General features: G+C 68.0%; 14 protein-coding genes. 11 read left to right on the top strand and 3 right to left on the bottom strand.

Annotation, left to right across the window (positions count from 1 at the left end):
- Positions 1-25: 25 nt before the first annotated feature.
- Complete coding sequence (locus tag PKF00_RS06380; RefSeq protein ID WP_271216431.1) at positions 26-736, bottom strand: ABC transporter ATP-binding protein; 711 nt, start codon at positions 734-736, stop codon at positions 26-28.
- A 222-nt stretch (positions 737-958) separates the two neighbouring features.
- The gene (locus tag PKF00_RS06375; RefSeq protein WP_271216430.1) at positions 959-1,453 is read right to left on the bottom strand and encodes an Lrp/AsnC family transcriptional regulator; all 495 of its coding nucleotides are present in this window, start codon (positions 1,451-1,453) and stop codon (positions 959-961) included.
- A 194-nt stretch (positions 1,454-1,647) separates the two neighbouring features.
- On the opposite strand from PKF00_RS06375, the gene PKF00_RS06370 reads away from it, so the two are divergent.
- The 8 genes from PKF00_RS06370 to PKF00_RS06335 all read left to right on the top strand — a co-directional run bounded on the left by PKF00_RS06370 (position 1,648) and on the right by PKF00_RS06335 (position 10,371).
- Positions 1,648-3,105, top strand: a complete 1,458-nt coding sequence (locus tag PKF00_RS06370) for a gamma-aminobutyraldehyde dehydrogenase (RefSeq protein ID WP_271216429.1) — start codon at positions 1,648-1,650, stop codon at positions 3,103-3,105.
- 25 nt (positions 3,106-3,130) lie between these two features.
- A complete protein-coding gene (locus tag PKF00_RS06365) occupies positions 3,131-4,294 on the top strand; it encodes an ABC transporter ATP-binding protein (protein ID WP_271216428.1) in 1,164 nt (387 codons plus the stop codon).
- Between the two features lie 8 nt (positions 4,295-4,302).
- A complete protein-coding gene (locus PKF00_RS06360; RefSeq protein WP_271216427.1) occupies positions 4,303-5,544 on the top strand; it encodes an ABC transporter substrate-binding protein in 1,242 nt (413 codons plus the stop codon).
- Between the two features lie 13 nt (positions 5,545-5,557).
- The gene (locus tag PKF00_RS06355; RefSeq protein WP_271216426.1) at positions 5,558-6,409 is read left to right on the top strand and encodes an ABC transporter permease; all 852 of its coding nucleotides are present in this window, start codon (positions 5,558-5,560) and stop codon (positions 6,407-6,409) included.
- A complete protein-coding gene (locus PKF00_RS06350) occupies positions 6,406-7,242 on the top strand; it encodes an ABC transporter permease (RefSeq protein ID WP_271216425.1) in 837 nt (278 codons plus the stop codon). Before PKF00_RS06355 ends, PKF00_RS06350 begins: the two co-directional genes overlap by 4 nt.
- A gap of 172 nt (positions 7,243-7,414) precedes the next feature.
- Complete coding sequence (locus PKF00_RS06345; protein WP_271217023.1) at positions 7,415-8,809, top strand: NAD(P)/FAD-dependent oxidoreductase; 1,395 nt, start codon at positions 7,415-7,417, stop codon at positions 8,807-8,809.
- Between the two features lie 284 nt (positions 8,810-9,093).
- Entirely contained in the window at positions 9,094-9,978 is an 885-nt protein-coding gene (locus PKF00_RS06340) for an alpha/beta hydrolase (protein ID WP_271216424.1), read from the top strand.
- A 138-nt stretch (positions 9,979-10,116) separates the two neighbouring features.
- The gene (locus PKF00_RS06335; RefSeq protein WP_271216423.1) at positions 10,117-10,371 is read left to right on the top strand and encodes a hypothetical protein; all 255 of its coding nucleotides are present in this window, start codon (positions 10,117-10,119) and stop codon (positions 10,369-10,371) included.
- A 194-nt stretch (positions 10,372-10,565) separates the two neighbouring features.
- On the opposite strand, the gene PKF00_RS06330 is transcribed toward PKF00_RS06335, so the two are convergent.
- On the bottom strand, positions 10,566-11,081 hold the full coding sequence (locus PKF00_RS06330; protein WP_271216422.1) for an ATP-binding protein: 516 nt from the start codon (positions 11,079-11,081) through the stop codon (positions 10,566-10,568).
- 67 nt (positions 11,082-11,148) lie between these two features.
- Between PKF00_RS06330 and PKF00_RS06325 the strand changes: the two genes are divergently transcribed.
- The 3 genes from PKF00_RS06325 to PKF00_RS06315 all read left to right on the top strand — a co-directional run bounded on the left by PKF00_RS06325 (position 11,149) and on the right by PKF00_RS06315 (position 14,553).
- Positions 11,149-12,423 carry an NsdA family TPR-like regulatory protein gene (locus tag PKF00_RS06325; protein WP_271216421.1) on the top strand — a complete coding sequence of 425 codons (1,275 nt, stop codon included), beginning with the start codon at positions 11,149-11,151 and terminating at the stop codon, positions 12,421-12,423.
- Complete coding sequence (locus PKF00_RS06320; protein WP_271216420.1) at positions 12,420-12,923, top strand: NUDIX domain-containing protein; 504 nt, start codon at positions 12,420-12,422, stop codon at positions 12,921-12,923. The genes PKF00_RS06325 and PKF00_RS06320 overlap by 4 nt, the downstream gene beginning before the upstream one ends.
- Before the next feature lie 427 nt (positions 12,924-13,350).
- Positions 13,351-14,553: a DUF418 domain-containing protein gene (locus PKF00_RS06315; RefSeq protein ID WP_271216419.1), complete on the top strand. Its 1,203-nt coding sequence runs from the start codon at positions 13,351-13,353 to the stop codon at positions 14,551-14,553.
- The last annotated feature ends 17 nt before the right edge of the window (positions 14,554-14,570 follow it).

Raw genomic sequence — 14,570 nt, 5'->3', positions numbered from 1 at the left:
GTGTGCCGTGGCAGGCGTCGGGCGGTCATGCGGTCCGCCTGGTCGTGTAGCCGTCGGCGCGGAGTTTCTGTTCGACCTCGTCGGCATGTTCGGCGTCGACGAGCACCTCGATGACCGCCTGCCGGAGGCGTTCCCCGGCTTCGACGGCCACGGTGCCGCCCGCGACCAGCCAGTGGTCGGCTCCGGGGAAGTTCTCCAGCTGGTTCTGGTGGTCGCTCACCACGACGATCCCGCCCGCCGCCGCGACCTCACCGATGATCACCGGGAGTTCCGTGCGGGTGTGGGCGTCCAGTCCGGCGAAGGGCTCGTCCAGGATCAGCAGACCCGGCGGGGCCAGCAGCGACTGGATCAGGCCGATCTTCTGCGCGCTGCCCTTCGACAGGTCGCCGAGCGGCTGCTCCAGCAGGTGGGCGGCGTCCAGCCTCTCGGCCAGCCGCTCCATGGCGCCGGGGGAGACGCCGCGGATCCTGGCCATGTGGGTCAGGTAGGCGGTGACGGTGAACGGCTGGTCGACGGGGAAGACGTCGGGGGCGTAGCCGACGACGCGGGGCCGTTCGGAGATCGACCCCTTGGAGGGCGGGACGATCCCCGCCAGCAGGCGCAGCAGGGTGGACTTGCCCGCGCCGTTGCGGCCGGTGACCTCGACGACGGAACCGGGGCGGATCGCGAGCTCGACGTCCCGCAGAACCCAGGGACCGCGGCGGGAGTATCGGAAGGACACCTTCGAGAGCCGCATGGCTGGTAACACTACCGTGATCACCCGTTTCCATCCCATTGTCGCCAGGGGAAACGGTAGCGATCAGGAAATAAAGTTAACAGAAGGTGCGGTGGGAGTTCTCTCTCCGCCCTCGGGCGTTCTCGTGGCCGCCGGACACGGAGCCGGACGGCTCACGCGGGCCGTACGGCGTCCGCCCCCCGAGGCGCGGCGGGCCGGGGGCGGCGGGCCGGAGGCGGAGGGTCAGCGGGTGCCCCAGGAGTAGGTCTGTTTGTGGAGCTTGAGGTAGACGAACGTCTCGGTGCCGCGGACCGCGGGGATGGCGCGGATCTTTCCCAGGATCTCCAGCAGGTGCTGGTCGCTCTCGCAGACCGTCTCGACCATGATGTCCAGCGATCCGGCGGTCAGGACGACGTAGTCGATCTCCGCGATGGCCGACAGCTCGTCGGCGACCGCCTCCAGGTCGCCCTCGCACTTGATGCCGATCAACGCCTGGCGGGGGAAGCCGAGGGTCAGCGGGTCGGTGACCGCGACGATCTGCATGACGCCGCCGTCGATCAGCCGCTGGACCCGCTGGCGCACGGCGGCCTCGGACAGGCCGACGGCCTTTCCGATCGCGGCGTACGGCTTGCGCCCGTCCGACTGCAACTGCTCGATGATCTTTTTGGAGATCTCGTCGAGGACGACCGGACCGGGTCTGCCGTCGTTGTCGCGGCGTACCTTGGGTGGCGTCGTCATGCGCGCTCCCTGGCGTCATGGTGCGTGGATGTCGCCGCGATCTCGCGGCCCCGAGGCGACATGCTGTCAGTTCTCGGGTCTCTGTCAAGCGATTTCGTAGCAATTTGGTATCTTAACAACGAAATCCCTTGTCCTGCGATCTCTACTCTGTAAGAGTCGCGACAACTCAGCCCCAAAGCACTAGGAGGTCAACGGTGACCACCCCGGTTGAGAACCGTGAACTCGCCCGCCTGCGAAACTACGTCAACGGTGAGCTCGTGGACGCCAGGAGCGGACGATTCTCCGACGTCGTCGATCCCTGCACCGGGCAGGCCTATCTCCAGGCGCCCGTGTCCGGTCCCGAGGACGTCGACGCGGCCTACGCCGCGGCGGCCGCCGCCTTCGAGGCGTGGAGCCAGACCACACCGGGAGAACGCGCCAACCTGCTGCTCAAGGTCGCCGACGCCATCGACGCCAGGGCCGAGGAGCTGAACGAGGCCGAGTGCCTCAACACCGGTAAGCCGCGCGCCCGCATGGCCGAGGACGAGACCCCGGTCGCCGCCGACCACTTCCGGTTCTTCGCGGGCGCGGCGCGCACGCTCGAGGGGCCGACGTCCGGCGAGTTCCTCGCCGACCACACCTCCGTCATCAGGCACGAGCCGATCGGCGTCATCGGCCAGGTCACGCCCTGGAACTACCCGATGATGATGGCGGTCTGGAAGATCGCCCCCGCGCTCGCCGCCGGCAACACCGTCGTGCTCAAGCCCTCGGACACCACCCCGGTCTCCACGGTCAAGCTGGCCGAGATCATCGGTGAGATCCTGCCGAAGGGCGTCTTCAACGTCGTCGTCGGCGACCGGGAGACCGGCGCCCTCGTCGTGGGCCACCCGACCGCCCAGATGGTCGCGATCACCGGTTCGGTCGGCGCGGGCATGGCCGTGGCCAGGTCGGCGGCCGAGGACCTCAAGCGGGTCCACCTGGAGCTGGGTGGCAAGGCCCCCGTCGTGGTCTTCGACGACGTCAGGGACCTCAAGGCGGCCGCCGAGGCCATCGCGACCGCGGGGCTGTACAACGCGGGCCAGGACTGCACCGCGGCCTGCCGGGTGCTGGTCCACGAGGACGTCCACGACGAGTTCGTCACCGCGCTCACCGAGGCGGCGGCGAACACCGTGACCGGCGACCTGGCCGACGAGGACGCCCTGTACGGCCCGCTCAACAACGCCGCCCAGCTGGCCAGGGTCGCGGGCTTCTTCGAGCGGGTCCCGGGCCACGCCAAGGTGCTGACCGGCGGCCACCAGGTCGGCGACAAGGGTTACTTCTTCGCCCCGACCGTCGTGGACGGCCTCCAGCAGGACGACGAGATGGTGCAGAACGAGGTCTTCGGGCCGGTCATCACCGTCCAGACCTTCTCCGACGAGGCCGACGCGGTCGCCAAGGCCAACGGCGTCAGGTACGGCCTGTCCAGCTCGGTCTGGACCTCCGACCACGGCAGGGCGATGCGGGTCTCGAAGCGTCTCGACTTCGGCGTCGTGTGGGTGAACACCCACATCCCGTTCGTCTCCGAGATGCCGCACGGAGGTTTCAAGCACTCCGGGTACGGTAAGGACCTGTCGGTTTTCGGCCTTCACGACTACCTTCGCGTTAAGCACGTTATGCACTACATCGGCGAATAGCCGCGAACAGAGGGATAAGCCTGGAATGACCGAAATCCAGGCGGGCACAGAAGGAGCGGCGGGGGCGGCGGCCACTGCCCCCGCCCCCGACTCACCCCCGGTGCCCGCCATCGAACTCGCCGGAGTCGTCAAGGAGTATCTCGCCCACGGCGAGGTCGTCCAGGCGGTCAAGGGGATCACGATGACCATCTCCGAGGGCGAGTTCTTCTCGCTCCTCGGGCCCTCCGGCTGCGGCAAGACGACCACCATGCGCATGATCGCCGGTTTCGAGGACCCGTCGCGGGGCACGGTGCGGCTGCACGGCCAGGACGTCACCGACGTCCCCCCCAACAAGCGCGACGTGAACATGGTCTTCCAGTCCTACGCGCTGTTCCCGCACATGAACGTCTGGGAGAACGTCGCCTTCGGCCTCAGACGCAAGAAGGTGGCCGCGGCCGAGATCAAGCGCCGCGTCGGCGAGATGCTGGAGATCGTGGACCTCACAGGCCGCGAGAAGCGCCGCCCCAGGGAGATGTCCGGCGGCCAGCAGCAGCGGGTCGCCCTGGCCCGCGCCCTGGTCAACAACCCCCGCGCGCTCCTGCTGGACGAGCCGCTCGGCGCCCTCGACCTCAAGCTCCGCCAGGCCATGCAGATCGAGCTCAAGCGGATCCAGCGCGAGGTCGGCATCACCTTCGTCTACGTCACCCACGACCAGAGCGAGGCGCTCACCATGAGCGACCGCATCGCCGTCATGAACGACGGCCTGGTCGAACAGCTCGCCGCGCCCCGCGAGATCTACGAACGCCCCGCGACCGCGTTCGTGGCCGGGTTCATCGGCACCTCCAACCTGCTCGGCGGGACCGTCGACCGGGTCGCCTCCGGCTGCGCCGTGCTTCGGGCGGGCGACGAGGGCCGGATCCTGGTGGCGGGAGACGCGCACAGGGCCGGAGACGACGTCACGGTGACCGTGCGCCCCGAGAAGATCACGATTTCCGCCGAGGAGCCGGGGGGCGAGGTCAGCGCGGTGCGCGGCACCGTCTCCGAGGTCGTCTACCTGGGCCTCTACAACAGCTACGCGGTGCGCCTCGCCGACGGCGCGGAGATCACCGTCTTTCAGCAGAACGCGCTTGACAGCACGAGCACGGCCGAGCGCGGCGAGGCCGTCTGGCTGTCCTGGCAGCCGCGCCACTCGTACGCGATCGGAAGTTGAGTAAAGTCATGGATCCTCGCACGAACCCGGCCTTTCTGCGCGGGCTGACGCAGAGCCGCTCGGTCACCCGCCGCGACGCCCTCCGACTGGCCGGGCTCTCGGCCGCGGGCCTGGCCCTGGCGGGCTGCGGCATCCAGGGCAAGAAGGCCGCCGCCCCCTCGAAGGACGCCGCCGCCGACTACTGGACCTCGAAGAAGAAGAACGGCACCCTGCGCTTCGCCAACTGGCCGCTGTACATCGACAAGGACGGCAAGAAGTACCCGTCGCTGGAGATGTTCACCGCCGACACCGGCATCCAGGTCACCTACCAGGAGGCCATCCAGGACAACCCGTCGTTCTTCGGCAAGGCCCAGCCGCTGCTCGCTGCGGGCAACGACATCGGCTACGACCTGATGGTGCTGACCAACGGCATCCACCTCGGCAGGGCGATCCAGCTGGGCTACCTGGTTCCGCTGGACCACTCCAAGCTGCCCAACTTCGCCGCGAACGCCGCCCAGAAGGTCAAGAACCCGATCTGGGACCCGAACAACACCCACACGATCCCGTGGACGGTCGGCCTGACCGGCATCGCCTACAACCCCAAGTACGTCGACGAGGTCAAGAGCATCGAGGACCTCTTCAACCCCAAGTACAAGGGCAAGGTCGGCATGATGTCCGACAGCCAGGAGATCGCCAACTTCGGGCTGTTCGCGCTGGGCGTCGACCCCGACAAGGCGACCGAGGCCGACTGGCGGAAGGCGGGGGAGAAGCTCAAGGCGCAGCGCGACGCCGGGCTCGTGCGCAAGTACTACGAGAACGACTACGTCGACGCACTCGCCAGGGGCGACCTGTGGATCACCATGGCCTGGTCGGGCGACATCTTCCAGCAGGTCGCCGAGGGCAAGGACCTGAAGTTCGTGATCCCCCAGGAGGGCGGCACGATCTGGACGGACAACATGTGCATCCCCAAGACCGCGCAGAACCCGGTGGACGCGCTGACGCTGATGGACTACGTCTACCAGCCGAAGATCGCCACCATGCTGGTCGAGGCCATCAACTACATCACCCCGGTGCCCGCGACCAAGGACCTGGTCCTGGCCGACGCGGCCACGAAGTCCGGGGACGAGAAGACCTCCCTGGAGCAGCTGGCCAACAGCCCGATGATCTACCCCGCGGAGGCCGACATGGCCAGGCTGCGCTCCTACAAGCCGCTGACCCCGGCCGAGGAGAAGGTCCTCGAGTCCATCTTCCAACCGATCACCCAGGGTTAGCGGCGAGCCACCGGTGAAGCGCCTCACCCCCTACCTGCTCATCCTGCCCGGCGGCATGTGGTTGTTGATCTTCCTGGTGGTGCCGATGGTCTTCATGGCCTCGGTCTCCACCCAGGAGGGCGACATCGTCAACGGCTTCGTCCAGACGTTCAACGTCTCGGTGTACGGCGAGGCCCTGGCGCAGTACCGGACGCAGTTCCTGCGCTCGGTGGGCTACGGCCTGGTGGCCACGGTCGTCTCCGTGGCGATGGCCTACCCGATGGCCTACTGGATCGCCTTCAGGGGCGGCGCGCGCAAGTCCACCTACCTGCTGCTGGTGCTGCTGCCGTTCTTCGTCTCGTTCGTGCTGCGCACGATCTCGTGGAAGTTCCTGCTGGCCGACGACGGCCTGCTGCTGTCGCCGCTGAAGTCGACGGGCCTGCTGCCCGACGACTTCCACATCCTGCAGACCACGACCGCGGTGATCGGCGGGCTGGTCTACAACTACCTGCCGTTCATGATCCTGCCGATCTACGTGGCGCTCGAACGGGTCGACCCCCGAGTGATCGAGGCCGCCCAGGACCTCTACGCCTCCAAGCGGGAGGCGTTCGCCAAGATCGTGCTGCCGCTGTCGCTGCCCGGCGTGTTCGCCGGGGTGCTGATGACCTTCGTCCCGATGACGGCGGACTACGTCAACGCCGGGATCCTCGGCGGCCCGGCGAACACGATGATCGGCAACATCATCCAGATCGAGTACCTGACCAACCAGGACTACCCGGTCGCGTCGGCCCTGTCGTTCACGCTGATGGCGGCGATGCTGATCGGCATCTTCGCCTACGCCAGGGCGCTGGGCACCGAGAACGTGCTGGAGGCGGCGGCCCGATGAGCGTACGGGAAAGCGCGGTCGCGGAGCGGGCGGCGGGCGGGCCCGCGCGTCCCAGGACCAGGCTCGGCGACCGGCTGCTCAAGGCCTACGTCTGGCTGGTCATCGCCTGGCTGTTCCTGCCGATCGCGGTCATGGTCGTGTTCGGCTTCAACGACACCAGGAGCAAGTCGAACGTCACCTGGCAGGGGTTCACCCTCAGGTGGTGGACCCGCCTCGGCGACTACCCCGAGCTGACCGAGGCCGTGTTCAACTCGCTGCGGATCGCCCTGCTCGCCACGGTGATCACGACGGTGCTCGGCACGCTCATGGGCCTGGCCCTCGGCCGCCACCGGTTCAGGGGGCAGGGCGCGACCAACCTGGTGCTGTTCGCCGCCATCGCCTCGCCCGAGCTGGTCATGGGCGCCTCCCTGCTGTCGCTGTTCATCAGCACCGGCGTGGACACCGGCTTCGTGACCGTGGTCGTCGCGCACGTGCTGTTCTCGCTGTCCTTCGTGGCCATCACCGTGCGGGCCAGGGTGATCGGGCTCGACAGGTCGGTCGAGGAGGCCGCGAGGGACCTGGGCGCGTCCACCTGGACCACGTTCTGGCGGGTGACGTTCCCGATGATCCTGCCCGGCGTCGTCTCGGGCGCGCTGCTGGCGTTCGCGCTGTCCATCGACGACTTCGTGATCACCCAGTTCACCAGCGGCACCGTCCAGACGTTCCCGCTGTGGATCTGGGGCGCCACGAGAAACGGGATCCCGCCCCAGGTCAACATCATGGGAACGCTTATATTCGCGGTAGGCGTCGCGATCGCCGTGGCCAACTCGGTGACCGCGCGCCGCCGCACCTAGCTGCCGTCAAGCCCCGTGCCACCGGTGGGTGACGCGGGGCTTCGGTGTACCAGGATCCTCGGCAGAGAACAGGGAGGCGAGATCGGATTCAGGCGGGGGGAACCCGCGCGTGATCTTCACGATCCCGCGATACACACAACAACACCTTGACTCACGTAGGGAAGTGAGATTTGTGGATCCGCTGAAGGCTCTTGCTGACGCGGAGCGCAAGCCGTACTGGCTCGACAGTCCGGCGAAACCCGAGCCGCTGCCGCGGCTCTTCGGAAACACGACCGCCGACCTCGCGGTGGTCGGCGGAGGCTTCTCGGGGCTGTGGACCGCCCTGATGGCCAAGGAGCGAGACCCGTCGCTCGACGTGGTCCTGATCGAGGGACGCAAGATCGGCTGGGCGGCCTCGGGACGCAACGGCGGCTTCGCGATGGCGACGCTCACCCACGGCATCGCCAACGGCCTGGAGCGCTGGCCCGAGGAGATCGCCACCCTGGAGCACATGGGGCTGACCAACCTCGACGAGCTCGGCCAGACCGTCGCCAGGTACGGCATCGACTGCGGCTACGAGCGCACCGGCGAGCTGCACGTGGCCACCGAGCCGTGGCAGCTCGAGGAGATGAACGAGAGCGTCGAGGTCGCCAGGGACCTGGGTGTCCGCTTCGACGTCCTCGACAGGGACCAGGTCAGGGCGGAGGTGAACTCGCCCACCTACATCGGAGGCCACTGGGAGCGCGACGGCTGCGCCATGCTCGACCCCGCGCGGCTGGCCTGGGGGCTCAGACAGGCCTGTCTCTCCCTGGGCGTGCGCGTCTACGAGCGCACGCCGGTCAGACACATGAGGGACACCGGGACGAGCATGGAACTGCTCACCCCGCACGGCACCGTCAGGGCGGGCAGGGTCGCACTCGGCACCGGCGTGTTCCAGCCGCTGCTGCGGCGGCTGAAGCACTTCCTGGTGCCGGTCTACGACTACGCGTTGATGACCGAGCCGCTCTCGGCCGAGCAGCTCGCCTCCGTCGGCTGGCACAACCGGCAGGGCGTCGGCGACTCGGCCAACCAGTTCCACTACTACCGCCTGACCGAGGACAACCGGATCCTCTGGGGCGGCTACGACGCGGTCTACTACAACGGCGGGAAGATCAAGCCGGAGTACGAACAGCGCGACGAGACCTTCGTCAAGCTGGCGGAACACTTCTTCGAGACGTTCCCCCAGCTGTCCGGTCTGCGCTTCACCCACAGGTGGGGCGGCATCATCGACACCTGCAGCAGGTTCAGCGCCTTCTACGGTCAGTCGCACGGCGGGCGTCTCGCCTACGCCGTCGGCTACACCGGCATGGGAGTCGGCGCGACCCGCTTCGGGGCGAACGTCATGCTCGACCTGCTCGCCGGTGAGCGGACCGAGCGGACCGAGCTCCGGATGGTCAAGGAGAAGCCGCTTCCGTTCCCGCCCGAGCCGGTCCGCTCGGTCGGGATCCAGATGACCCGCTGGTCGATCGCCCAGGCCGACCTCCACCAGGGCCGCCGCAACCTCTGGCTGCGCACCCTCGACCGGATGGGCCTCGGGTTCGACTCCTAGGGCGTCCCGGGTCCTCGCCGGTCCGGCCGGTTCTCGCCGGCCCCGGTCGGTGTTCCCGGCCGGCCGGTTCCGGTCGGACCCGGCCGGTCCGTGCGAGGCTCGGGGCGTAGGCGGTCCGGTCGTCATCGGGCCCGTGCCCGTCGTACGGCTTCGCGGCCCCGCCCCCGGGGCGCGGGGCCGTACGCGCCGGTCCGTTCCCCGCGCCTCGTGGTCCCTCGTGCTCCGTGCCGTGCCCCCCGGCTTCCGTTCGGTGTCCGGTGCGCGGGGCCGTACAGTCTGGGGGCATGAGCGAGAGGGTCGAGTTCGACGTCGACGGCATCACACTCGTCGGCGACCTGCGGGTTCCGAGCCAGGCGGGCCCGCGTCCCGGGCTGGTCCTGACCGGGCCGTTCACCGGGACGCGGGACCAGGTCACCGGGCTGTACGCGGCCAGGCTGACCGAGGCGGGATACGTGACGCTGGCCTTCGACCACCGCAACTGGGGCGAGTCGGGCGGCACGCCGCGCGGGCACGAGGATCCGCAGGGCAAGCTGCACGACCTACGGGCCGCGGTCTCGCTGCTGCGCTCGCGCCCCGAGGTGGACGGCGACAGGATCGGCGCGGTCGGGATCTGCCTCGGCGCGGGCTACGCGCTGAGGTTCGCCGCCTTCGACCCCCGCGTCCGGGCCTTCGCGGGCATCGCCGGGGCCTACAACAACCCCTACGGCATGCGCGCCGCCATGGCGGGCGGCTACCGGGACGCGCTGGCCTCCTTCACCGACGTGCTGGAGCGCCAGGACCGGGGCGGGCCGGTGGAGTACATCCCCGCCGTGGCCGAGGACGGTGAGGCGGCCATGCCCGGCGACGAGCCGTTCGCCTACTACGGGACCGAGCGCGGAGCCTCCCCGCACTGGCGCAACGAGGTCACCAGGGCCTCCCTCCGCGAGCTGATCACCGTGGACAACATGACCGGCGCCGACTTCCTGTCGCCCAAGCCCGGCCTGATCGTGCACGGCCTGGTCGACCGCTTCTGCTCCCCGGAGGGCGCGGAGGAGGCCTACCGGCGTATGGACGAGCCCAAGAGGATCGTCTGGCTGGACACCCGGCTCCACATCGACCTCTACGACGCCGAACCCCACGTCACCCGCGCCGTCGAGGCCACCACGGCCTTCCTCGCCGAACACCTCTGATGCGCGAACACGAGATGTGGCTGAGCGTTCGGTTCCAGCCGCTGTATGAGGCTGACCCTCCAGGACATTCCGGGATTGTCATGATTTAGTTAATCTGAGGGAAAAGTTCTCCAGGGACGCCCCGCCCAAGGAGTTGAGATGCGTAAAGCGATGTTCGTCGTTGCCGCAGCCCTCACTGCGACCTCGGCCCTGCTCCCCGTGGGCGCGGCCGACGCGCAGAGCGCCGTCTCCGCCCGGACACGCTCCACCGCCGATGTCCCGGACGGCTGGGCCTGCTACCGGCAGGGTGAGATCGTCTACTTCGACGGCCGCCCCTACCGGGCCCTGCAGAGCTTCTGCGGAGTCGGCTTCGACCCGGCCACCGTCCCCGCCCTCTGGGCGCCCGCCTGGTAGTCCCTCACACTCCCCGGCCGCCGACCGGTTCCCCGACGAGCCGACGATGGTACGGCCCGCCAAAGACCACGATCCGCCGACTCGATCACGAGCGAGCTTCATGGAGTTGTGGACGAATTCGGTGGCCATTCCATGCGCCCTCCGGTCGGTTGCTCAGGGCCTGTCTTTCGTGCAATGGGGAGATGAGAGTGTCGTCAAGGGGCCAGTCCATATCGGCGCAGGTCGAAGCGGCAGCCTATGGCCTTGCCGGTGCCTGTGGTGTGCCACCACAGGGCGTCCGCAAGGGCGGTGATCAAAAACAGTCCACGCCCCGACTCTGCGGAAGGGTCCGTCAAGGACAAGTTGACGATGGGGAAGTGACTGTCCTCGTCGCAGACGACGAGCGTCACCTGCTCGGTGGGCCAACGGCAGAGGCATACGTCGATCACCTTGGGATCGCCGAGAGCGTGCACGAGCGCATTGGTGACCAGTTCCGAGATACAGATCTGAGCGTCCTTCGTAACTGCCTGAAGTCCCCAGTCGGCGAGAGTCGTGGTCGCCCAGTCGCGGGCGAAGGACACGATGCGGTGGTCGTCCGCGATCCAACGCTTCTGCCTGCACACGTCCTCACTTACCGTGGCGGGGGAGATCGGTGGCTGCCATGGGGTCTGTGTTCGCATGTTCGCAGAGTTGCGCACGGCAACAGAGAGTGAAAAGGCCAGCTTGAGCACTCATCGTGAGCAAACTCTGCGGTAGCCAGCGCTTCCCTTTCCGGCCGTCGATCCTTGGACCCCCGCCATGATCGAACAAGACCTGCCGCCGTTACCCAAAGACTTGCTGAAAGATCCTGCACTGATCGCTGCCTGTACTGCTCGAGACATCGGCACGCTTTTCCTGCTGGTTCGTCGACGAGCCGGTTTAGGACATTCCGCCCTTGGTAGACGTGTGCAAATCACTCCATCTCGGGTCAAGGAGTACATCGACGGCAAGGTGCAAGCGCAGTCGACTGCTGTCGTTGAGCGCATAGCCGATGGCCTGCGCATTCCTGGTGAAATGTTCGGTCTGGCGCCACGCCCCTGGGAGACCGTGCCCGTTTGGGGTCCTGTTTCGCCGCCTGACTTGCTGCTCTCAAGAACAAGCGAGGAGTCCTGCGACTATCTGTCGGCTATCAGGTCCTTCCGGTCCGCCGACAGGCAGTTTGGAGGAAGCCACCTCTACGCAGCGGTGATCCGGTACCTCTCGGACGAGGTGGCTCCCCGCCTGTTCGGCGTCGATGCCCGTCCCGCACCCTCCGGCCTCTACGTCACAGCAGCGTCGCTCACCGAGATGGCGGGCTGGATGGCCCATGATTCGGGCAGAGACGACCTGGCCGCCGTTCACTTCCACCGGGCCCTGCCCTTCGCTCGTGCGGCGGCGGACCCCAGCGTCGAGGCCCACGTCTACGCGTCGATGGCACATCTCTCCCGGGAGCAGGGCAGACACAACGAGGCAGTGCAGCTCGCGCGAACCGGCATCGAGATCGCTCGTCGGGGAGAGTGGTACCCCGCTCTGTATGGGCGGCTCTACCTGATGGAGGCGCGAGGACTGGCCGGTCTGTGTGACAGCCGAGCCCGAAAGGCACTCGTCCATGCTGAGGAGTGCATCAAGCCGCATGACGTTCACCCTTGGATCAGTCCGTACGATCGAGCTTTCTACAGCGGAGAAGCGGCGCTGTGTCTCGACGGGCTGGGCGATCTGTCTTCAGCTCGACGGTATGCCGAGGAGGCTGTCGAACTACGCCGTGAGGGGAGGGCACGGAGCCTTGCCCTGGGACAGCTCGCTCTGGCGAGAATCCACACCCGTAGCAGAGAACTGGATCGTGCAGTCGCCGTAGGGTGCGGATTGCTGGACGGAAGTCAGACTCTTGGCTCTGTCCGCGTGCTTCGCCAGCTGGACGAGTTGGGCGAGATGCTTCAGGCCCACAATCGTCTCCATTCGGTGAGGGCCTTCCTCGACAAGCTCGCTGAGACCACCCGCACTCGCAAGATGCTCTTGGGCGGGATGATCGTCAAGACCGGAGAGGCGGTGCCGTGACCACACCGACACCCGGCAGTCCCGAGTGGGCGCTGTTGGCGGAGGGCAACGTCACACAGGCGCGCAAGCGCGTCGCCGCCGACGTCCTGATCCGTGACGAGGTCGGCCGGGTCCTGCTCGTCGAGCCGACCTACAAGGCGGGGTGGGACCTGCCGGGAGGCATGGTGGAGGCGAACGAGGCTCCCCATCTCGCGGCAATACGAGAGCTTCGGGAAGAGCTCGGAATCACTCCCGTGCTGGGGGAGATGCTCTGCGCTGACTGGGTGTCCCCGCACGGTCCCTGGGACGATCAGCTCTCCTTCGTCTTCGACGGCGGGATCAGCCGTGGTCAGCGCTTCGCCCCCGCCGACCCGGAGATAGCGGCCGTCGGGTTCTTCGCCGTCGACGAGGCCCTGGTGCTCGTCGGCGACCGCATGCGGCCGCGCCTTCAGGCGGCGCTCGCCGCTCTGGCGTCAGGCCGGGCCCTGTATCTCTGCGAAGGCAGGCCGCTCACCGGGTGAGCCTTCCTGAGGAGCAGGTTCTGTCCGGCTGGGCCGGAGTGGCGGCAGGGTGCGGTCATGGCCGAGTCGGTGAAGCGTGATCTTTGGTGGGCCGTACCGTCGTCGGGTTGTTGGGAACCGGTCAGTGGCCGGGGAGTGTGAGGGGCAGGCAGGCCCCTCGCCGGGGGTCGAAGGGGGCGAAGCCCCCTGGGGGGCGCTGTCCGAGCCGGGGGCGCGCGGAGCGCGTCGAGGGGCGAGGCCCGAGAGGCCCTGTTCCCGAGGCCGAGAGGCCCTGAACAGAGGCCGAGAGGCCTGAACAGAGGCCGAGAGGCCTGAACAGAGGTGGAGGGGCCTGAACAGAGGTGGAGGGGTATACATCGATCGGTGTACGGGGTGAATGGGTCTGGATGACGATGTCCGGGCGGGGCGGGGCGGACATCGTGGGAACGTGACGACGCGACGTATCGACGTTCTCGACGTGCTCAGGGGCGTCGCCATCATGGGCACCCTGGGGACCAACATCTGGATCTTCACCAGCCCTCAGGGCCCCGCCGGGATCATGGATGCGCTCGGCGGGACGGGGGGCGTGGAGACCTTCCTGCGCTTCCTGACGAACGGCAAGTTCCTCGCCCTGCTCACGCTGTTGTTCGGGGTGGGGATGGAACTGCAGTACCGCTCGGCCCTGCGGCGGGGCCACACCTGGCCGGGCTGGTACCTGTGGCGGGCGGCGCTGCTGTTCGCCGAGGGACTGCTCCACTATGTGCTGATCTTCGAGTTCGACGTGCTCATGGGGTACGCCGTGGTCTCGGTCCTGGTGGCGTTCCTCATCGGCAGGAGCGACCGGGTGGTCAGGGCCTGGATGATCGCGACGGGCTCGGTGTTCGCCGCCGTGGTCGGTCTCATCACCCTCGCCCTCCTGTCCGGCGCGGCCTCCACGACCTCCTCGCCCGCGAGCGCGCCCTCGACGCTGTTCTCCGACGGGAGCTACCTCGACCAGGTCGCCGCCAGGATCCACCTGTTCGGCCTCTACCGGATCGAGGCCGTGTTCATCGTCCCGCTGGGCGTCGTGCTGTTCCTGCTCGGCTCACGGCTGGTGCGCGCCGGGGTCTTCGAGGACTCGGAGCGGGGCTCGACCCTGCGCCGCAGGCTCATGGTCGTCGGCGTCGTGGGCGCGCCGCTGAACCTGCTGACCTCCTTCGCCGGGGACGCCTGGTTCCTGGTCGACCGCTACCTGCTGCCGTCCCTGGTCGCGCTGGGGCTGCTCGGTCTGGTGACGACCGTCGCGCATCGGATGCGTGGTTGCCGGGGAGTGGTGCACGAGGGGTTGACGGCCGTCGGCCGCATGGCGCTGAGCTGCTACGTCTTCCAGAACCTGGTCGGTGCGGCGCTCTGCTACGGCTGGGGGCTCGGCCTGGCGTCGCGGTTCGACGGGCTGCGGCCGTGGTGGGTCGTGGGCGCGTGGGCGGGGATCTGCGTCATGCTCATGACGTTTTCCACGCTGTGGCTGCGCCGCTTCGAGAGGGGGCCACTGGAGCTCCTGTGGCAGTGGGCCTACACCGCGCCCCAGCGCCGCCGGCCCGCAGGGCGGGCCGGGCATCAGGTTGATCCGGTGACGGATGATAAAATAGCGGACAATTCTCTCCAGAGTTGATTCTCCCTAGAGTTAGG

The sequence above is a fragment of the Streptosporangium carneum genome (assembly GCF_027922005.1).
GTDB classification, from domain to species: domain Bacteria; phylum Actinomycetota; class Actinomycetes; order Streptosporangiales; family Streptosporangiaceae; genus Streptosporangium; species Streptosporangium carneum.
This window is presented reverse-complemented; position numbering and strand designations above follow the sequence as displayed.